This is a genomic window from Bacteroides sp., assembly GCF_030151085.1.
Classification (GTDB): Bacteria; Bacteroidota; Bacteroidia; order Bacteroidales; family Bacteroidaceae; genus Bacteroides.
In genome coordinates this window covers 101245-124528 of sequence record NZ_JASLER010000035.1, presented here as the reverse complement: position 1 = coordinate 124528, position 23284 = coordinate 101245, and the positions used below count along the sequence as shown (strand labels likewise).

The 23284-nt window shown below is 42.9% G+C and carries 9 protein-coding genes and 1 pseudogene; 9 read left to right on the top strand and 1 reads right to left on the bottom strand.

Annotation, left to right across the window (positions count from 1 at the left end; translation table 11 throughout):
- Positions 1-1061 (top strand): annotated as a pseudogene (locus Q1W14_RS06775) (hypothetical protein); the annotation flags it as partial.
- A gap of 140 nt (positions 1062-1201) precedes the next feature.
- Here the strand turns inward: Q1W14_RS06775 and Q1W14_RS06770 are convergent.
- A complete protein-coding gene (locus tag Q1W14_RS06770; RefSeq protein WP_300700109.1) occupies positions 1202-2770 on the bottom strand; it encodes a glycoside hydrolase family 43 protein in 1569 nt (522 codons plus the stop codon).
- A gap of 244 nt (positions 2771-3014) precedes the next feature.
- On the opposite strand from Q1W14_RS06770, the gene Q1W14_RS06765 reads away from it, so the two are divergent.
- The 8 genes from Q1W14_RS06765 to bas-suc all read left to right on the top strand — a co-directional run bounded on the left by Q1W14_RS06765 (position 3015) and on the right by bas-suc (position 23280).
- Positions 3015-4847, top strand: coding sequence for a cellulase family glycosylhydrolase (locus Q1W14_RS06765; protein ID WP_300700108.1), 1833 nt, complete (start codon positions 3015-3017; stop codon positions 4845-4847).
- Positions 4848-4967: 120 nt separating this feature from the next.
- A complete protein-coding gene (locus Q1W14_RS06760; protein ID WP_300700107.1) occupies positions 4968-6647 on the top strand; it encodes a cellulase family glycosylhydrolase in 1680 nt (559 codons plus the stop codon).
- Positions 6648-6856: 209 nt separating this feature from the next.
- Positions 6857-10912 carry a two-component regulator propeller domain-containing protein gene (locus tag Q1W14_RS06755; protein ID WP_300700106.1) on the top strand — a complete coding sequence of 1352 codons (4056 nt, stop codon included), beginning with the start codon at positions 6857-6859 and terminating at the stop codon, positions 10910-10912.
- A gap of 136 nt (positions 10913-11048) precedes the next feature.
- Positions 11049-13928: a TIM-barrel domain-containing protein gene (locus tag Q1W14_RS06750; RefSeq protein ID WP_300700105.1), complete on the top strand. Its 2880-nt coding sequence runs from the start codon at positions 11049-11051 to the stop codon at positions 13926-13928.
- A gap of 89 nt (positions 13929-14017) precedes the next feature.
- Complete coding sequence (locus Q1W14_RS06745) at positions 14018-16597, top strand: glycoside hydrolase family 2 TIM barrel-domain containing protein (RefSeq protein ID WP_300700104.1); 2580 nt, start codon at positions 14018-14020, stop codon at positions 16595-16597.
- A 22-nt stretch (positions 16598-16619) separates the two neighbouring features.
- Positions 16620-18833: a glycoside hydrolase family 3 C-terminal domain-containing protein gene (locus Q1W14_RS06740; RefSeq protein WP_300700103.1), complete on the top strand. Its 2214-nt coding sequence runs from the start codon at positions 16620-16622 to the stop codon at positions 18831-18833.
- A gap of 354 nt (positions 18834-19187) precedes the next feature.
- Positions 19188-21644 carry a glycoside hydrolase family 95 protein gene (locus tag Q1W14_RS06735; protein ID WP_300700102.1) on the top strand — a complete coding sequence of 819 codons (2457 nt, stop codon included), beginning with the start codon at positions 19188-19190 and terminating at the stop codon, positions 21642-21644.
- 130 nt (positions 21645-21774) lie between these two features.
- A complete protein-coding gene (bas-suc, locus tag Q1W14_RS06730; protein ID WP_300700101.1) occupies positions 21775-23280 on the top strand; it encodes a 3-succinylated cholic acid synthase in 1506 nt (501 codons plus the stop codon).
- The last annotated feature ends 4 nt before the right edge of the window (positions 23281-23284 follow it).

The following is a 23284-nucleotide window of genomic DNA, read 5'->3' as shown; positions in this document are numbered from 1 at the left end:
TACAATCTCCGTACGATTGGGCTGCGTTGGATGGATCAATGATGAATAATTTTTCTAAGCCTGAAGATTACAATAATGGTTGGTCTGCTTATGATGCCGATATGATTGCAGCTACTAAATTGGTTTTCACTTCATCAGGTGCATCTAGTGGTAAATATACATTCTCATCTTATCAAAATGATGATATAGAAGGTGTTTATACGATTGATTCAAACAATGATATCACTTTTGATAAGCCACTGAATGCATTAATCAGCCATACAAATTGGGGATGGGATTCTAATACCTATTTGACGACAACAGCAGAAAACAAACTGCGTATCATCAAGACCAAAACAGATGTTATGGGCAATATTACAGATATGTGGCTCGGTTGTCGTTCTACAGAAAAGTCTGAATACTCGGCATTCCATTTTGAAGTAGGTGCTGGTGGTACTCCCGAAGTCGATCAGAATAAAGTAATTAAAACAAGACTGACTGGCGGTAGTGCCCGTACATATAGATTAGATTACGAGCATATTATTTGTACATGGGTTAATAATCATGCTTATGATAATATTACTGATGGTAAGAAAGAGAACTATACAAATTCTACTTTGCCCGATTGGACTGGATGGACTTATTCCGATGCCAACATAGCCAATGTTGATAAATTCCGATTGACCTTTAAGAACGATGGTACACTTGTATTTGTAAATAATAAGGGAGTGAGCTCCACTACCACTTATTCTTTCCTTTCTGCTGCCGACTGGTATGAAATGCCTTTGGTACAGTTCCCGAGTGATATAGATATGTTCTTTGAATTAACGGGCAATGAAGGAGGTTGGTTAAACTTCGAGCTTCAGTTTAATAAAGAGAAAACCGATGATAAAGGTAATATCATTCCTATAGCTGCCGGAGTTCCTGTAGGTGGTGGCTTCCTCGAACTATATGATTGGGACTTGGATGCTGACGGAAACGTTACTGGTTTATGGTTGGGTATGGATAATGGTAATGGTGCTGCAACGCTAAAGGATCTAACCTCCCAGCGTAAAGTATTCCACTTACTGGTAGTAGAATAATATACTATCTAACTGAATAAGAAGCGGGAAAGTCTTTATGCCAAAGAAGACTTTCCCGCTTTTCATTTACTGAGTTTAAGGATGAATATCATTAAGCTTTATCCTTTGCCCCGGAGAACTACTATGAATATGTACTTAGGTTATTTCCCTTGATAGTCAAAGTAATCAAAATCCGCATACGCCTTTGATGTCTCCGAGCCGGATACTGCATACATTCCCAGCATAATGCCCGTGAATCCGCCACCTGTCTCGGTGCTAATATAGCGTGTATTCATTTTACCCAATTCTTTGAAATTCTTGCCGTCTGTGGCATATTCAAAGGAATAAACTTCATTGTTCCCTTTTACGCGTAGCTGCACTTTTCCTTGCGGTAGAACGACTTCTTTCTCGATATGCGACATTTCGCCCAATTGATAACGCAGTACTACTGCTTGTTTTCCATCTGCCAGTTGTTTCACAAAGAGATCATAGTGAGAAGGCTCGAACATATAAACCGACAAGCCGGCTTCATCTCCTGCTGAGGCTTTCTGTAGCTCCACGGAAGTGCTGGCGGTAAACTCGATATGTTCTTGGCGGCGTCCTACAAATGTAGGGCTGTCTTTTCCGTTGTTCAGACTAACAGGAGTAGCTTTCAACCGCAGTTTGCCCGCAGCGAATGTATAATTTCCGGGATGATTATTACGGACATACACCCATTCTTGACCAAGTTTACCATCTTTGAAGCTGGTACGTACTGGCTTTTCGGCAAGAGGCTGCTGAGGCAGGGTAGGCACATTCATTTGAAGAGCAATGGTTCCATCTCCATTGACTACCGGCCAAGCATTTTCGTCCCAACGTACAGGGGCAAGAAATGTTTCGCGTCCCAGCAGATGATGAGTACCGCTTTGTGGACGGAAAGCAAGGCATACCATCCACCACGAACCGTCGGGAGCTTGAACAAGATCGGCATGTCCGGTACCTTGAATGGGACTGTTTTGCGCATTTTTGTTGATATGTGTCAGAATTGGGTTTGCAGGATTGCTGTCGTATGGACCGTCGATGGTGCGGCTACGGGCAATGGTTACTTTATGTCCATATTCTGTGCCACCTTCTGAAATCAACAGATAATACCAACCGTCTTTCTTATAAATGTGTGGCCCTTCGGGATGGCGTCCGCCTGTTCCGTCCCAGATACGTTTGGATTCAGTCAGTTGTTCTCCGGTCATTGGATTGATTTCACACAAGAAGATACCTACGGAAGGATTGCTTACCAGATAACATTTGCCGTCTTCGAAGTAAAGTGACGGATCGATGCCACCTTGTTTTATCCAAATAGGTTCCGACCATTCGCCACGCGGGTCGGTGGTATGGACAATGAAGTTTCCTTTATCTGATACATTGGTGGTAATCATGTAATACACGCCATCGTTGTAGCGAATAGTGGGTGCATAAATACCTCCCCATGCACTGGCATCGTGTAGCGGCAGTTGCGAGGGACGTGTCAGGCAGTGCCCTATCTGTTCCCAATGAACAAGGTCTTTACTATGAAACAACGGAACACCGGGGAAATATTGGAAACTACTGTTTACCAAATAAAAATCATCGCCTACACGGCACACACTTGGATCAGGGTGGAAACCGGGAATTACCGGATTCTGATAACCTTCTTGGCTTTGTGAGAAGCAAGAAAGGCTGGCAACCAATCCTAACATTAACATCATCTTTCTCATAAGTACATTGTATTTTAAATAGTTTATTAGATACTTGGGGGAGTGTCATACTCACAAAAATAAGGCATTCTCTTTGACTGTACAAGAGAGAATTGCCGGATATCACTAAATGATAACCTTTTATCCCTTATTGGAAACAAACGATACCCTTCCGTGTAACATATCATAGGACGTATCTGCAGTCTTTGCACTACTTTTGCCATTACAGATTAACCATTTGAAATTTAATACACTTAAATGCATTATGAAGAATATTATTAATCAATCTAAATTTTGTCTGCTGCTTCTTTTAGCACTATGTCTTTCTTCTTTTGTCGTTGCATGTACCAGCGATGATGACGGTTCTGTAACACCAGAGGTTACTATCCCTGAGAATATTCTGAGTAATGGGATTACTTTCTCTAAAAGTGGAGGAATAAATACTTTATCTATCAAGTCTAATGTGGTTTTAGATGTGACTAGCAGTGCATCTGATTGGTGTAAAGTTACTGCCGAAACTTCTACTTCGAGTATAATACTTAAATATGCCATTACAGTGGATCCCAATACGACTACGAACGATCGTAAATCTACCATTATCGTGAAAGGCGGTGATCTTTCGCAGAGTTTTGAAGTAATGCAGACTGCCGCCGAAGGACTGGAACTTCAAACGAAAGAATTCAAAGACATTCCTGCATCGGGCAGTACTATTACAGTGAAGATACAAACCAATGGTACTCCTGCTGTAACCATAAGCGATAGTTGGATTACAGAAAAGCCCGTAACGCGCAACATGGCAGAACAGACCATGACTTTTGAAATTGCTGCCAATACCGATGTAGCGCGTGAAGGTACCATCACTTTCGCATTGGGAAGTCTTGAGAAACAAGTTATAACTGTAGCTCAATTGGCAAGTGAAGAATTGCCGGATATTCCCGAAGGTCCGAATGAAATAGTAGGTGATACCCCTTGGACAGTTGCCAAAAGCCTTGGGCTCGGTTGGAACTTGGGCAACCAGTTGGATGCAAATAGTAATGGGGTAGCAGGAGAGACCTTATGGGGCAATCAGGCAACTACTCAAGCCTTATTCGATAAACTGGCAGCTGCGGGTATTACTTCCGTACGTATCCCTGTGACTTGGTTGGGACATATCGGGACAGCTCCGGGTTATGAGATAGAAAAAGTATGGCTGGACCGTGTTGCTGAGGTGGTGAATTATGCCGAGAATGCCGGATTGAGAGCTGTTGTTAATATTCATCATGATGGCGCGGATAGCCAATATTGGCTCAACATCAAGAAAGCTGCTACTGATGCCAATGTCAATGCACAAATTAAAGCACAATTGAAATCTATGTGGACACAAATTGCCGAACGATTCAAGAATAAGAGTAACTTCCTTGTTTTTGAGTGCGTGAATGAGATTCATGACGGTGGTTGGGGCTGGGGAGATAACCGTACCGACGGTGGTAAGCAATATGCTGTGTTAAATGAATGGAATCAGGTCTTTGTAGATGCTGTGCGCGCCGTAGGCGGAAATAACAATGACCGTTTCTTGGGTGTCCCCAGCTACTGCACCAATCCTGATTATGCGGTGGATGGTAGCTTTAAGTTGCCTACCGATAAGGTTTCCGGTCGCTTGATGGTATCTGTGCATTACTATGCTCCTACTGATTATACACTTACTGCCAAGTTTTCAGAATGGGGACATACGGCAAAGGCGGGTTCAAAAGATAGTTGGGGTGATGAAGATTATGTGAAAGACACTTTCGGTAAACTGAAGACTATGTTTATAGATAAAGGAGTTCCGGTATATTTGGGTGAGACGGGATGTGTGCATCGTTCTGACAGCCGTGCTGAATCTTTCCGTAAATACTATTTGGAATATGTATATAAGGCTGCCAAAGAGTGTGGTTTGGCACCGTTCTACTGGGATAATGGTAGTGCTTCGGCCGGTAAAGAGTGTTCCGGATTATTTAATCATGCTACGGGAGTCTTCCTGAATAACGCGGAAGAGATAGTAGGCGTGATGCGGAAAGCCATCTTTTCTGAATCGGCTTCTTATACATTGCAATCTGTTTATGACGGTGCGCCTAAATGAAAAACTGATTAGTTTCGTATTAAATACATTTTTAATGTAAGCATAATTATGATGAGAAAGCATATAGTGACCTCGTTTGATAGATGTTTAATTCTTTGGCTGTTATCAACCTTTTTTCTGATGACATCCTGCTCGGATAATGACGATTCCTCTGTAACACCGGAAGTTACAATACCCGAGAATATTGTGAACAATGGAATGGCTTTTGCCAAGACTGGAGGGACTAATAATTTGTCCATTAAGTCCAATGTACCTCTGGAAGTAATCAGCAGTGCACCGGACTGGTGTAAAATTACTCCTGAAGCTTCTGCCTCGAGCACTATCTTTAAATATACCATTACTGTAGATGCCAATGCAACTACGGAAGATCGTACCTCTACGATTACGGTGAATGCCGGAGGTAGCAAGATAGACCATTTCATAGTAACGCAAACTGCTGCTGACGGATTAGAGATTGTAGATCCTACTACTAAATTATTTGAAGTATCTGCTGCCGGTGGTAATATTTCCGTGAAACTGAGTACAAATGGAGAAGTGCAAGTTACTTCGGATGCCACTTGGATAACAGCTACGGATACCCGCGCCATGATGCAGAAGATATATAACTTTTCTGTTTCGGCCAACTTTGTAGAGGCTCGTGAAGGTCACATTTCCTTTACACTGGGTAACCTAACGGAATCTGTTACTGTAAAGCAAGCTAAAGGTGAAAGCGGCGTAATGACGAGTGATGCTAAGACACTTGCTGCTAAAATGTACGCTGGTATTAATATAGGTAATACGTTGGAAGCTCCCACAGGTGAAACAGATTGGGGAAATCCCAAAGTAAGCAAGACGTATATCGATGGATTGAAAGTGATGGGCTTCAATGCCGTACGTATACCTTGTGCATGGAGTTCGCATATCGTCAATGAAACCACTTATGAAATAGACGCCAAATGGCTCGACCGGGTAAGCGAAGTAGTAGGCTATTGTGTAGCTAATGATATGTATGCCATTGTTAACATACACTGGGACGGCGGCTGGCTCGAAGATCATATTTTTAGTAATGATAGCGAAACCATCAATACCAAGCAGAAGGCACTGTGGACACAGATTGCCGGAAAGTTGAACGGTTACGATGAACATCTGCTGTTTGCGGGTTGCAACGAACCGGGCATGAATGAGACTACAACCGGAGGGAAGAATTTTGATGCTGCTTCCGTGGCTACCATTGTCCGTTATGAGCAAACGTTTATAGATGCTGTACGTGCTACCGGTGGAAACAATGCGTCTCGTTGCCTTATTGTACAAGCTCCATCCACCAATATTGATGCAGCAGATACGTGGTATAAAACGTTGCCAACTGACAAAGTCCCTAATCGAATGATGGTGGAAGTGCACTTCTATGATCCTTACCAATTCAGTATGATGGAAGAAGATGCAAACTGGGGCAAGATGTTCTGGTATTGGGGTGCCGATAATCACGTTAGCGGTTCCGAACACAATGCTACATCTGGCGAAGAAAGTTATGTGAAAGAACAATTCCAGAAAATGAAAACCAACTATGTAGATAAAGGTATTCCTGCAATTATCGGCGAATATAGTGTGATAAAGCGTATAGTGAGCGAAAATCAGGAAGCTCATGACAACTCACGCGCTTATTGGAATGAAGTTGTAACCCGTGAAGCGAAGAATCACGGTCTTGTACCCTTCCATTGGGAGACAGGCTCGGAGGTAAATCGCAATACAGGTGCTGTAACCGATAAATACGTTATCGATGGTATCATGAAGGGAGCAAAGGAGGGACAATATCCCTATTAGGTAAATAGTTTTTAAAGTAATAAGATTGTGTTGAAGGTCCGATTTTAATTGGTTTAGGGGAGCATATCCGTGGCGGATATGCTCCTTTTTCGACCGCAATGAAACAAATGAGGTATATAAAATGATAAAAAGGCAAAGCTTTCCTTGTTTTTCTGTCTTCATTTTGTTTCATTTGCAATAAAATACGAACTCCCCTTATCTCTGATAGAATGAAAAGACAACTGTTACTTATCTTGTGGGCATGGATCATTTGTTTCTCTGCGAATTCGCACGACTACATGTTTAAACATTTGGAAGTAAAGGACGGACTTTCCAATAATCAGGTGAATGCTATCTATAAAGATTCGAAAGGATTCCTTTGGTTTGGTACAGCTTCTGGTTTGAATCGTTATGATGGTTATGATATCAAGATTTATCGTAGCCTGAAGGATGATGCCAAGTCTTTGCCCGATAATTATATCGAAGAGATACAAGAGGATGCTTCCGGTTGCCTGTGGATTCGTACTGGTACCGGATATACCATTTACAATTCTGTTAATGATGCCTTCGACCGCAATGTAGAAGCATGGATGTGGAATATCGGAATCTCCGGAGCGCCTGCTATGGTTTATATCGATAAAGATAAAACCTATTGGATTTATATTTCTGGCAAGGGCATCTATCGCTATAAAAATGGTAATGAAACTGCCGATGCTGCGAAGATACCTACTGAAATCTTTTCAAAAAGTACTATTACAGATATTATGGAATGCAAAGAGGGTATTCTCCTTGCTTATAATGACGGCACTTTGGCTTGTCTGGACAAAGAAAAACTGAATGTGAAATGGACTAACCGTGATATTGTTGCCGAACTCGGTAAGGTGGAAAGTAATACATTCTCTCTGTTTGTAGATCGTGATGAACGGTTGTGGGTATATAGTGTAGTCGGCCTATGGGTATATCAGCTACCCTCGAAGAAGTGGGAAGTACGTTCTCCCAGAAATGATGCTTACAATACGGTGCGGGCATTGGCACAGGATAAATACGGATGTATTTGGGTAGGTCGCGATCAGGACGGTATTGAACTGATGGACAAAGGAGAAAAGCAGATTCATTTGGCGAACGATCCGAATAATGAACGTACCTTGTCTAATAACACCATAACCGTGCTTTATGAGGACGCTTCCGGTACGATGTGGGTGGGCACTTACAAAAAGGGGATCTCTTACTATAACGAAAGTGCCTTTAAATTCGGCATTGTTAATGTGGGTGACATCAACTGCGTAGAAGACGGAAAGAATGATATTGTATGGCTGGGTACGAACGGCAGTGGCTTGATTCGTTGGAATACACTGACCGGTGAGCGGAAAACCTTTGCACATACATCCGATGTCGGTTCTGTGTCGAGTGACGTCATTGTATCACTTCTGCAAGACAGTAATGGAAAGTTGTGGGTAGGAACTTATTGGGGTGGACTGAATTGTTTCGATGGAAACCGGTTTACCCGTTACCGTATTGGTGAGGGAGGAAACGGTTCGTCGGTCTATGATAATGTGTGGGCTTTGCTGGAAGATAAAGATAAAAATATTTGGGTGGGTACATTGGGTGGTGGTTTGCATTGCCTCAATCCTCAGACGGGTGTATTTATTACTTATTCTACTGCCAATTCGAATTTGGTTTCCGATTACATAGCCTCTCTTTGTATCGGGCGCAACAATACATTGATTATCGGTACATCGGCTGGTATGGCTATTATGGATATGGCTACACGGAAGATAAGTAACTTTACGGGTGCACGCTCCGGTAAGGCTCAGTTCTCCAATCAAACAATCAGCCAAGTATATGAAGATAGTCGTGGCTTGATCTGGGTGGCAACCCGCGAAGGATTGAATGTGTACGACCCGAAGCAGGATGAACTTTATGAAGTACCCATTAAACAGGATTTTTCTAAATTATTCATCTTGGGTATTACCGAAGACGACCGGAAGAGTATGTGGGTAAGTACAGGTGGCGAACTGATAAATATCGTTTTGTCAGTTGAGGATAAAAGTGGGAAACTAGGCTTTCGTTGTTATACCTATAATGATAAGGATGGATTGCAAAGTTGCGACTTCAATCAACGTTCCCTTAAACGATTGAATACGGGAGAAATTGTGGTGGGCGGATTGTACGGATTGAACCGTTTCAGACCGGATAATATAAAATATAACAGTGTGTTGCCTAAAGTCATGTTTACGGGCTTCCATCTTTTTAATCAAGAATTGATGGTAGGCAAAGAGTATGAAGGCCGCGTTATTCTGCATGAAGACCTTAATTATACGAAAGAAATTGTACTGGACTACAAGCAGAATGTTTTCACCGTTCTTTTTGCTTCAGACAATTATGTGTTGCCCGAAAAGACCCGTTACTTTTACAAGCTCGAAGGTTTTAATGACGACTGGATGACGGGCATATCCGATATGCACCGCGTCACTTATACCAATCTTGCACCGGGCACTTATTTCTTGAAAGTAAAAGCTACCAATAGCGACGGGTATGCTGGGACAGAAGAAGCGACCTTAAAGATAGTTATTCTTCCTCCATTCTGGATGACCCCGTGGGCTTATGTTTGCTACACCTTCCTGTTGATAGGAGGTTTGTTCCTGGCATTCTATGGAGTACAGCGCAGAGAGCGTAATAAATTCAAAATACAGCAGATGGAACAGGAGGCTCAGAAGACTGAAGAAGTCAATCAGATGAAATTCCGTTTCTTTACTAATGTCAGCCATGAGTTGCGTACACCGTTAACGTTGATTATTTCTCCGTTGGAAGGAATGATAAAGGAAACAAAAGAGGCGAAGCAACTGGATAAGCTGAATTTAATGCATCGCAATGCATTACGTTTGTTGAATCTGGTGAATCAACTGCTCGATTTCCGTAAGAATGAAATGGCAGGCTTGCACCTTTGTCTTTCAGAAGGGGATATTGTGGCGTATGTGCGCAATATTTGTAGTTCTTTCCTGATACTCTCAGAGAAAAAGAATGTGCATCTTACTTTCTACTCAGCGGTAGAGTCACTCAATATGGCATTTGATGAAGACAAAGTAGGCAAGATTGTAATGAACTTATTGTCTAATGCCTTTAAGTTTACCCCGGATGGTGGGCGTGTGGATGTATCATTGGAGATTTTGAAAGGTTCTCCCGAAACATTGGAGATTAAAGTATCCGATACTGGTTCGGGCGTGAAGGATGAGGATAAGGAGCGAATCTTTGAACGGTTCTATCAGGTGGAACACGAAGGAGAAAGCAACCAGTCTACCGGAAGCGGCATCGGATTGAGTCTGGTACGTGATTTTGTTACACTGCATGGCGGTGCGGTGCGTGTATTCGATAATGTAGGTTCGGGTAGTGTGTTTGTGGTGGATATTCCAGTGAAGCATTCGGTAGTAAATGTAGCTACGCCTTTGTCCGAAGAAGCTGCTGAAGAAGATGCGGTAGCTCTTGATGCTGAGGCCACTGAAACGGGTGAGGATACACAACCGTCTGAGAAAAAGAAACCATTGGTGCTGATAGTGGATGATAATGAAGATTTCATTTCCTTCATGAAAGATAGCCTGAGCTTGTACTTCTCCGTACAATCTGCTGTCAATGGGCAGGAAGCATGGAAGATAATCCCCGAGTTATTACCGGATCTTATTGTCAGCGATTTGATGATGCCCGAAATGGACGGTAACGGACTATGTCGTTGGGTGAAGTCGGATAAACGTACTGAAAACATTCCTTTTATTTTGCTTACCGCCAAACAATCGGTTGAGAACAAAGTAGAAGGTCTGACTATCGGTGCGGATGATTATGTAACGAAGCCTTTCAATATGGAAGTGCTTATTTTGCGCATGCGTAAGCTCATTGATCTAAGTAGCAGAAGCAAATCGCGTACCCGCATCGAGCCCGAACCGAGTGAAATCGTTATTACTTCATTGGATGAAAAGTTAATAGAGAATGCTATTAAATATGTAGAGGCGAATATATCCCGTAGTGATCTGTCGGTAGAAGAGTTGAGCCATGAGGTAGGTATGAGTAGGGTACATTTGTATAAGAAACTTTTGCAAATTACGGGTAAGACTCCTATCGAATTTATTCGTGTCATTCGCTTGAAGCGTGCGGCACAACTTTTGCGCGAGAGCCAGCAAAATGTATCGGAGATAGCGTATCAGTTGGGCTTTAATAACCCCAAGTATTTCAGCAAGTATTTTAAGGATGAATTTGGTGTTTTGCCTTCTGTTTATCAAGAAAGAGAGGGCAAATAACAAAAGATACCCATGCCTGAAACATATTGTCTTTTAGGTAATCAAATGAGCCCTCTTGATTCAACATCGAGAGGGCTTTTTGTTGTGGGAATTTCCTACTTTTACATCCGGAGAAAATAACATTAAAACCATTGATATGAAATTGAAAAACACTTCAGTTTGTTTGATTGCCGGGTTGATGTTTGCCGCATGTGCAGGAGGTGGATATCAGAAGACCGGAAACGGGGTTATTGTAGAAGTAAAGCAACAACAACCGACCGATGTACGTAAAGTACGAGTAGAAGTAATGGGTGAAAAACTCATTCATGTGTCGGCTACTCCCGAAAAGGATTTTTCGAAGGAGCAAAGCCTTATCATTGTTCCCCAACAACAAAAAACGGATTTTAAAGTAGAAGAACAAGGAGATGAAATCTCTGTGAAGACTTCACAAGTATGCGCGATTGTATCTAAAACTACCGGCGAAGTACGCTTTACGGATGCTGCTGGTAAACAGATTCTGGCAGAAGATCAGAATGGAAGAAGTTTTGCTCCGATCGAAGTAGAAGGTACAAAAGCTTACTCGGTACGCCAGGTTTTTAAATCGGCAGATGATGAGGCTTTCTATGGTTTGGGGCAACATCAGGCAGACGAGTTTAATTATAAAGGAAAGAATGAAGAACTCTTCCAATATAACACGAAGGTTTCAGTACCATTTATTGTATCTAATAAGAACTACGGGGTACTTTGGGACAGCTATTCTCTATGCCGCTTTGGAGACCAGCGCGATTATTCACAACTGGGCGGTGTTTTCAAGCTCTATGATAAAGAAGGTAAAGAAGGTGCTTTAACCGGAACTTACGTCCCTTCTGAAAGAGCGAATGTGGAACCAATCGTTCGTCGCGAAGATTCACTTTATTTCGAGCATCTGAAAAGAGGGGATTTATCAAAGGTAGTAAATCTGCCCGAAGGTTTCCCGCTGATGGGTGCTAAAGTAAGCTACGAAGGCGAAATCGAACCGTCTGAAACCGGAGCTTTCCGTTTCATCCTTTACTATGCCGGATATGTAAAAGTTTATATCAACAATGAACTTGTTGTTCCCGAACGCTGGCGTACCTCGTGGAATCCTAACAGCTATAAGTTTGCCGTTAACCTCGAAGCAGGCAAGCGTGTTCCTTTGAAGATAGAATGGAATCCCGATGGAGGCGTGTCTTATTGTGGATTACGTGCACTTACTCCTGTTTCTGCCGAAGAACAAAACAAGCTGGCTTGGTGGAGTGAAATGAATAATGAAATTGATTATTACTTTGTCTATGGTGAAGATATGGACGATGTAATTGGCGGCTACCGTGCTTTGACCGGAAAGTCTCAGATTATGCCGAAGTGGGCTATGGGTTATTGGCAGAGCCGCGAACGTTATAAAACACAAGATGAAATTCTGTCTACTCTAAAAGAATTCCGTAATCGTCAGATTCCTATCGACAATATTGTACAGGACTGGAGCTATTGGCCCGAAAATGCTTGGGGTAGCCATGAGTTCGATCCGGCACGTTTCCCCAATCCAAAGGCAATGGTGGATTCTATTCATGCAATGAATGCCAAGATTATGATTTCAGTTTGGCCGAAGTTCTATGCAAGTACAGAGCACTTTAAAGAATTCGATAAGAATGGCTGGATGTATCAACAGGCTATAAAAGATAGTATTCGTGACTGGATTGGTCCCGGTTATACCGGTTCTTTCTATGACGCATATTCAAAAGATGCCCGCAAGCTTTTCTGGAAACAAATGGAAGATCATCTTTATACATTGGGTATCGACGCTTGGTGGATGGACGCCAGTGAACCTAATATTCGTGACTGTACGGAACTTCAATATCGTAAAGACCTTTGCGGTCCTACTGCTTTAGGTCCTTCTGCCAAATTCTTCAATGCGTATGCTTTGATGAATGCCGAAGCTATCTATGACGGTCAGCGTGGAGTGAACCCCGATCAACGTGTATTCCTCTTGACTCGTTCCGGTTTTGCAGGTTGTCAACGTTATTCTACTGCGACATGGAGTGGTGATATTGCTACCCGTTGGGAAGATATGAAGGCTCAGATCAGTGCCGGATTGAACTTTGCTGTGAGCGGTATTCCTTATTGGACAATGGATATCGGTGGTTTCTGTGTGGAAAATCGTTATGTGGCAGGTCAGATGGAGATGAATAAGACGGGTCGCGAGAATGAAGATTATAAAGAATGGAGAGAGTTGAATACTCGTTGGTATCAGTTCGGTGCATTCTGTCCGTTGTTCCGTGCACATGGTCAGTATCCGTTCCGTGAAGTCTGGAACATTGCTCCCGAGGGACATCCTGCTTATAATTCTATTCTTTATTATACGAAGTTACGTTACAACATGATGCCGTATATCTATTCATTGGCCGGTATGACATATTTCGATGATTATACCATTATGCGCCCGTTGGTAATGGATTTTACAGCCGATGCGAATGTAAATAATATCGGTGACCAGTTTATGTTTGGTCCTGCTATGATGGCTGCACCGGTATATGAATATGGCGCACGTAGTCGTGAGATGTACTTCCCCGCAAGTTGTGGTTGGTATGACTTCTATACGGGTAAATATATCGCTGGTGGTCAAAATATGAAAGTAGAAGCTCCTTACGAACGTATTCCATTGTATGTACGCGAAGGTGCTATTGTGCCTTACGGTCCTGATATGCAGTATAGTAATGAGAAACCTGCTTCGGAGATTACGCTCTATGTTTACGAAGGTAAGAATGGTGTGTTTACTCTTTATGAAGACGAAGGTGTGAACTACAATTACGAAAAAGGACAATATGCTACTATTCCGTTTACTTATAATGATGCAGAAGGTACTCTGACTATTGGCGACCGTGCAGGAGAATTCCCCGGTATGCTGAAAGAACGTACATTCAATGTTGTTAAAGTAACCAAAGATAAACCCCAACCTTTCGATTTGAAAGCAAAGGGTACGATGGTGAATTATGACGGAAAGGCACAAAGTGTGAAATTATAATTGATGCAAAGTTGTGGTATCTGAATTATTCTCCCGAGAGGAGGAAAATTCAGATACTACTTTAAATAACCCTTCCTTATTTTAATATCATGAAAAGATGCTTACTTCTTCCTATACTGTGCCTGTTTCTTCTTTTGACGGGTGCATGTTCTTCTTCCCAAAAAACAGTTGATAGCCGTCGGCAGGACTTTACGGCAGATTGGTCATTTCGTTTAGGTGATGATTCTACAGCTGCCCGTCCCGATTATAATGATGCAGATTGGAGAAAACTGAATTTGCCCCATGATTGGGCTGTTGAAGGAGAGTTCAGCAAAGATAATCCTTCCGGAACGGGGGGAGGTGCTCTGCCCGGTGGCATAGGTTGGTATCGTAAGACTTTCACTGCCGACAAAGCGGATGAAGGTAAACGGCTATACATTGATTTTGACGGTGCCTATATGAACTCTACCGTTTACATTAACGGTCATCAGCTGGGTACGCGGCCGTATGGCTATATCTCCTTCAGCTATGATTTGACCCCTTATATTAAATGGGGGGAGCATAATGTGATAGCCGTGAAAGTGGATAATGCCGAGCAACCCAATTCCCGTTGGTATTCCGGCTGTGGAATTTATCGTAATGTGTGGTTGACGAAGGTAGATCCGATACACGTAGCACAATGGGGAACTTATATAACCACCGATGAAGTGACCAAAAACAGTGCCCGGATCATTCTTCGTACAACACTTCAATATGATGCAGAGCCGGTAGAAGACGAAGGTGTCAATGTGGGAGATTCAATGATTGTTCATTACGGTCCCGAAATAATTCCACTTGCCAATGTTACTTTGAATTCTCAAGTACTTGATGCGAACGGTAATATCGTCGGGGAAACTTCCTCAGACGTGGAAGTACTATCTAATGCACCTAAAGAAGTAGAACAGGAAGTCTTTTTGAAGAATCCTAATCTTTGGAGTATTCATACTCCATATTTATACCAAGTGAAGAATATAGTCAAAAAGGATGGTAAAATCGTTGATACTTACTACACTCCCTTTGGCATCCGCACTTTCCGTTTTGATGCGCAAAAAGGGTTTATTCTGAATGGCGAACAAATGAAAATCAATGGTGTATGTATGCACCATGACTTGGGTTGTCTGGGTGCTGCAGTGAATACACGCGCCATTGAGCGCCAGTTGGAGATATTGAAAGAAATGGGTTGTAACGGTATTCGTTGTTCCCACAATCCTCCTGCACCGGAACTTCTTGACCTTTGCGACCGCATGGGCTTTATAGTAATGGATGAAACATTTGATATGTGGCGCAAGAAGAAGACCCGTCACGACTACTCCCGTTACTTCAATGAGTGGCACGAACGCGATCTTACCGATCTGATTGTGCGTGACCGTAACCATCCTTCCATTTTTATGTGGAGCATTGGTAATGAAGTGCTGGAACAATGGACTGACGCTAAAGCCGATACGCTCAGCCTGGAAGAAGCCAATCTGATTCTGAACTTTGGTCATAGTGCGGATATGCTGGCAGGAGAAGGTGAAATGTCCGTTAACTCCCTGTTGACAAAGAAATTGGCAGATATGGTGAAAGCGCTTGATCCTACACGTCCTGTAACTGCCGGTTGCAATGAACCGAATCCCAATAATCACTTGTTCCGTTCGGGAGCACTCGATATTATCGGTTTTAATTATCACGACGATTGGTTTGCTGGTGTTCCCGAGAACTTCCCTGGAAAGCCATTCATTGTAGCAGAAAGCGTTTCCGGTTTAATGACGCGCGGTTATTATCGTATGCCGAGTGATTCTATGTTCATTTGGCCCGAACGTTGGGATAAACCTTTCTACGAACCTTCATACTCTTGTTCTTCCTACGATAACTGCCATGTGCCTTGGGGCAATCGTCATGAAGGTACGTTGCGCCATGTCAAGAATAACGATTTTATTAGCGGACAGTACGTTTGGACTGGCTTCGATTACATTGGTGAACCGACTCCATACGGTTGGCCTGCACGTAGTTCTTATTTTGGAATAATCGATCTTGCTGGTTTTCCGAAGGATGTTTACTACATGTATCAGTCCGAATGGCGCCCTGATAAGGCTGTGCTTCATCTTTTCCCGCACTGGAACTGGACACCGGGACAAGAAATAGACTTATGGGCATACTATAATAATGCCGATGAAGTGGAACTCTTTATCAATGGAAAATCTCAAGGTACCCGTAGCAAAGGAAAAGATGATTTCCATGTGATGTGGCGTGTAAAGTATGAGCCGGGTTTGGTAAAAGCTATTTCCCGCAAAGCTGGTAAAGTTGTTGCCGAACAAGAAATTCATACTGCTGGTAAGCCGGCACAAATCCGTCTGACTCCCGACCGTAGTACTATTCAAGCCGATGGGAAAGACCTAAGCTTTGTAACTGTTGAAATACTAGATAAGGATGGAAATCTTTGTCCGAATGCAGAAAATGATGTTACCTTTGCAGTAGAAGGTTCCTGTTTTATTGCCGGTGTAGATAATGGTAGTCCTATCTCTATGGAGAAATTCAAGGACAATCATCGCAAGGCTTTCTATGGTAAATGTCTGGTTGTGATACAGAACAATGGTCAATCGGGAAATATTAAAGTTATAGCTACGTCTGATGGACTTGAAAAGTCCACGACAATGATAAAGGTGAAATAGTAATTTATCAGTAAATAATAATATGAAGAACAAATTCTTAGCAACTCTTTTGTTTGCCTGTTCAATGGGAACTCTATCAGCGCAAACTCCTGTTTATTTAGATGATTCCCAGCCTGTTGAGGCGCGTGTAAAAGATGCCCTCAGCCGTATGACATTAGAAGAGAAAGTGGCACTTTGCCATGCACAGAGCAAATTTAGTAGTGCAGGTGTTCCCCGCCTCGGTATTCCCGAACTTTGGATGAGCGACGGTCCTCACGGAGTACGTGCAGAAATTAACTGGAATGATTGGGGGTATGCCAATTGGACCAATGACAGTATTACCGCTTTTCCTGCATTGACATGTCTGGCTGCTACCTGGAATCCGGAAATGTCTGCTAGATACGGTAAGGCTATCGGCGAAGAGGCCCGCTATCGTGAAAAAGATGTTCTTCTGGGACCTGGCGTCAATATCTATCGTACACCGATGAATGGACGTAACTTTGAATATATGGGTGAAGACCCTTACTTGGCTAGCATAATGTGTGTGCCTTATATTCAGGAATTGCAAAAGAATGGTGTAGCAGCTTGTGTTAAGCATTATGCTTTGAATAATCAGGAATTATGGCGTGGGCATATTGATGTAAATTTGAGTGACCGGGCTTTATATGAAATCTATCTGCCGGCTTTCAAAGCTGCTGTGGAACAAGGTGGTGCATGGAGTATCATGGGGTCTTATAATAAGATACGTGGTCAACATGCCTGTCACAATGATCTTATCCTGAACAAAATATTGAAAGGTGACTGGAAATTTGATGGTTGCGTTATTACCGACTGGGGCGGTGCACATGATACATACGAAGCTGCTGTCAATGGTCTCGATATAGAAATGGGTTCCTATACGAATGGACTGACTTCGGAAAGTGCTTTTACATATAATGACTATTATTTGGCTCATCCTTACCTTGCTATGTTGAAGGAAGGTAAAGTACCCATGTCTACCATTGAAGATAAAGCTTCCCGTATTCTCCGGTTGATATTCCGTACGGCAATGAATCGTCAGAAGCCATACGGTGCGGTTTGTACCGATGAGCATTATGCTGCCGCCCGTGAGATAGGCAACGAAGGTATTGTATTGCTGAAAAATACTCCGGTGGTAAAGAAAGGTGCTCCATTGTTGCCGATTGATGCAGCGAAATATCAAAATATACTTGTGGTAGGCGATAATGCTGTTCGTCTGCTCAATCAAGGAGGTGGTTCTTCTGAATTGAAAGTGAAAGATATGGTATCTCCGTTAGACGGACTACGTGCGGTGTATGGAGACAAGGTGCAGTATGCCAAAGGTTATGCGGCAGGTCGTCCGATGTACGGTCGTGCGGATGAAGTTCCTCAAACGGTTGTGGACTCACTTCGTGCTGAGGCTGTAGAGATGGCAAAGAAAGCCGACTTGGTAGTGTTGGTCGGTGGATTGAATAAGAATCATTTTCAAGATTGTGAAGGTGGCGATCGTCTGCAATATGGTTTACCATTCGGACAAAATGAATTGATTGAGGCTTTGCAGGGCGTAAATAAGAATCTTGTATTAGTACTTCTAAGTGGTAATGCAGTGGAAATGCCATGGGTAGCTAAAGTTCCTGCTATTGTTCAGGGATGGTATCTCGGTTCTATGGGTGGTAAATCATTGGCTGATGTGCTGAGTGGCGCTGTTAATCCAAGTGGTAAATTGCCTTTCTCTTTCCCTGCGAAGTTAGCGGATTGTGGCGCGAATGCTTTCGATGCGCTCAGCTATCCGGGAGATAGTATCAAACAAGTGTATAAAGAGGATGTATTGGTAGGCTATCGCTGGCACGATACAAAGAAGATTCCGGCTCTTTTCTCCTTCGGACACGGATTGAGTTATACAACTTTTGCATACGGTAAGCCGGTAGCTTCTGCCAAGACGATGACAACTGACGAAATGCTGACCGTAACCATTCCTGTAAAGAATGCGGGAAGTGTTGCGGGAAAAGAAATCATACAGCTTTACGTAGGTGATGAGAAATGCAGCGTGCTTCGTCCGGCTAAGGAGTTGAAGCACTTCACAAAGATTGCACTTGAACCCGGAGAAGAGAAGACGGTGACTTTCACCCTTACTCCGGATGATTTGAAGTTCTATGACGAGACTGCAAGTGCCTGGACACTAGAACCGGGTAAATTCAAAATCTATATCGGTGCTTCTTCTACTGACATCCGTGGGATGGTACCATTTGAATTAAAATAGCTTGTTGTTGAGGTAGGAACGGTTCGTCGTTCGGGTTTAAGTACGATTCTCCCGTTTTTATGTTCTCCGTCAGCCACTTTAACTTCCTAAGTGGTGATTATAAATCAAACAACCTAGGTCTTCTTTTCGATTGACCTAGGTTGTTCTTTCGATTGACCATAGTTTACTTTTCGATTGACCAGGTAAATCGAAATAAAAACGGGACTTTTCTACCTTATACTTGGACAGATAAAAATAAAAGTCAGGACTTTTGTACCTTAATATAGCGGGAGTAAGTATCTTTGCAAAAGGTTTGCATGGTGTAGCCAAACTCTTATTGAAGTTCCTCAGTTAACTCGTTTCAAATTTAGAATTATGAAAATACTACTTTCCTTCTTACTGCTAGTTTTCATGTCTGTTTTGCTATCTGCTGAAACCATAGCCGATAGTTGTAATCATCAGCTTTACTATAACTCCCCCGCAACCATTTGGGAAGAAACGCTACCTTTAGGAAACGGTCGTTTAGGTATGATGCCGGATGGTGGTATCGACAGAGAACACATCGTATTGAACGAAATCTCCTTATGGAGCGGAATGGAAGCTGATTATAGCAACCCGGATGCTTCTAAGAGCTTGCCCACCATTCAGCAACTGCTGTTTGACGGAAAAAATAAAGAGGCACAGGAGTTGATGTATAGCAGTTTTGTTCCTAAAAAGCAGGAGACGGACGGAAGATATGGAACCTATCAAGTATTAGGAGATTTGAATATTGATTTCAGATATCCGGATGCTAAGACTGCTTCTTTGCCGGTTACGAAAGATTACCGTCGATCGCTCAATCTGCGTGATGCAATAGCTTATACTTCATTTATCCGAAATGGCGTTAACTACAATCGCGAGTACTTTGTGTCACGTGAACGTGATGTCATGTTAGTACATCTGACAGCCGGCAATAAGGGTGCTTTGAACTTTTCAGCCCGTTTGAGCCGTGCAGCATGTAGCACATTGACTATTGAAGGCAATGCTCTTTTGATGAGTGGCATACTGGATAGCGGCAAGCCCGGACAAGACGGAATGAAATACCGTGTAGCTATGCAACTTGTTTCGAAGGGAGGTGAGCGGACAACTACCCTTGAAAATGGCATCAGTCTGAAGAACGGACAAGATGCTTGGTTGATCCTTTCTGCTACAACTTCTTACTCTGCCGAAGGTACTGATTTTCCCGGTAAACGTTATGTGCAGGTCTGTGATAGTTTGCTAAATGCTGCCAATTCTTCTCTACAAAAAAATGTTAGTAAGAGAATTGTGGTAGAACATATAGCTAACCATCGTGCTCTTTACGACCGAGTCTCTTTAAATTTGCCTGCTACAACAGACGATGCACTCCCTACTAATGAGCGTATTCTTCGTTTTGCGCAAAAAGAATCTCCCGCTTTAGCTGCTCTTTACTACAATTACGGTCGCTACCTACTTATCAGCGGTACCCGTCCCGGTAGCCTGCCTCCCAATCTGCAAGGACTTTGGGCAAATGGTCTGCTTACTCCCTGGAATGGGGACTATCATACGAATATCAATATCCAGATGAATCACTGGCCGCTCGAACAAGCAGGTCTTTCGGAGCTATATAACCCTTTAACTACGTTGGTGGAGCGTCTTATTCCTTCCGGCGAAGCTACTGCCCGTACTTTCTACGGTAAGAAAGCCGATGGCTGGGTGCTTCACATGATGACCAACGTTTGGAATTATACCGCTCCCGGCGAACACCCTTCTTGGGGAGCTACCAATACGGGAGGTGCATGGCTCTGTGCCCATCTTTGGGAACATTATCTATATACTCAGGATAAGGGATACTTGAGTCGTATTTATCCCATTCTGAAAGGAGCTGCCAAATTCTTTAGTTCGACTACTGTACAAGAGCCTGTGCATGGCTGGCTGGTAACTGCTCCCACTTCTTCTCCCGAAAATAGTTTTTATGTACCGGGTGATAGTGTGACTGCTGTTAGCATTTGTATGGGACCTACAATGGATGTACAGCTTCTTACCGAACTTTATACCAATGTCATTACAGCTGCTCGTCTGCTGAATTGCGATGCTGATTATATCGCTCGTCTTGAATCGGATTTGAAGAAGTTCCCGCCGATGCAAATCAGTAAAGAAGGCTATCTGCAAGAATGGCTAGAGGATTACAAGGAAGTCGACGTTCATCATCGCCACGTTTCTCATCTCTACGGATTGCATCCGGGCAATTTGATTTCTCCTGATGGCACACCGGAACTTGCCGAAGCCTGTCGTGTGACACTTAATCGTCGTGGAGACGAGGGTACCGGTTGGAGTCGTGCCTGGAAAATCAACTTTTGGGCTCGCTTGGGTGATGGTGATCGTGCTTGGAAGTTATTCAAAAGTTTACTTCATCCTGTTAATGATGCCCAGAGGAGATATAGTGGTGGTGGAACTTTCCCGAATCTTTTCTGTGCTCATCCTCCTTTCCAAATTGATGGTAATTATGGTGGCGCTGCTGGTATCGGCGAAATGCTTCTGCAAAGTCACGAAGGTTTTATAAATCTGCTTCCTGCTCTGCCTACCAGTTGGAGTGACGGTCGTTTTCGTGGCATGCGTGTACGCGGTGGAGCTTCTGTAGGCTTGGACTGGAAAGATGGACTTGCAAGCAAGGCGCTCGTTACTGCTCTTGTATCTGGTAAGTTTATTATAAAGATGCCGGCAGGTATCAGTCGTGCGACGGTGAAAGTTGGAGGGCGGACGTATGAATACATAGAAAAAATGTTTTCTGTAGAATTAAGTGAGGCAGAAATATGTGAGATAAACTTCTTCTAATAGTATTGAGAGTATGGAATATAGCAGATAGTATATGAAAATAGCTAACTTTTCTTTTCCGTAATATTTGTCTTTCGCAACTGAATACTGTACTTTTGCACTACTTATAATACAAATGCTTAATACAGTTATGAAGAATAAATTCGGTTTAATTCTATTTACTCTCTGTTCGCTGGTTTCTTCAACAATTTGTGCACAAATCAATGAGCTGCAGCGTTCTACTCCCGAAGCGGAAGGAGTACCCTCCAAAGCTATTGTGGTTTTATTCGATTCGCTAACTGCACTGCCTAAAACAGATATACATAGTGTAGTGGTGGTGCGACATGGCAAAGTGATTGCAGAAGCTTATCCTGTTCCCTTCGCTCCTGAATATCGTCATACTATGTATTCCTGTTCCAAGACTTTTGTCGGCGCGGCAGTAGGATTGGCTATTGCGGACAATCGTTTGCGATTGACTGATCGTGTAGGTGCTTTCTTCCCCGAATTTCTTCCCGATTCTGTTTCCGTTAATCTGGCGGATATGACCGTCCATGATCTGCTTACTATGACTTCGGGTGTTACACCGGACTGGAACATGCGTAACATTACTACCGATTGGATACGTACCTACCTTGCTAAGCCCGTCAAAGCACCTGGTAAGAAGTTTGAATATGATTCAATATGCACTTATCTTCTTTCTGCCATTGTTCAGAAGGTTACCGGTATGACCTTGCTGGACTATCTTAAATTGAAGCTTTTCACTCCGATGAACATAACCGATGTTGCATGGGAAATCAGTCCCGAAGGTGTAAATACCGGCGGTTGGGGATTGCACATTCAAAGCGAGTCGTTGGCAAAATTCGGTCTTCTATTATTGAATGGTGGTGTGTGGGAAGGTAAGCAGTTGTTGCCCGCTGCTTGGGTAGAGCAAATGACTACCAGACAAATGGAAGCCGGTGACGAAGATTACGGTTATCAGATGTGGATGTGTGAATATCCCGGTGCCGTTCGTCTGGATGGAGCTTTAGGGCAGTATGTTTTGATAATCCCTGATAAAGATATGGTAGTAGTTATAACTGAATGTACACTGATAAACGGTAATAACCAGCGTCGGTTGGTTTGGAACCGCTTATTGCCTCAAGTAGGAGATAAGGCTTTGACACCGGGTAAGGACTATAAACTTTTGCAAAAGAAACAGAATGCCTATCAGTTACCATTAGTTCAAGGAAAAGCTAATTCCCCTATTGCACGGGAATATGCTGGTAAACGTATTACACTTGAAAATAATAAATATGGCTGGCAATCTCTCAGCCTGCAATTCAAACAGAAGGAAGTGGTGATGACGGTTACTGATAAAAGTGGTGTTACGTATGACCTGCCCTTCGGTTATAAACAATGGTTGAAGACCTCTACCGAAGTTTATCCTCCTTACTCAGTCACTGCTGTAGGTGCTCTCAAGGGTATTGAAGGTCCTTTCTGGGTGGCAGGTAGTTATGCTTGGTCGTCAGCTACAACTTTACAGTTGAAGGCACACTATGTCAATTGGATAAGTGCCCTTGGCATAACCTTCCGTTTTGAGGATGATAATGTAATCTTGAATGTTACAGAGAATTATACTTCCGACAATGGAATAACTATCAAAGGAAGTCTGCAATAAAAAA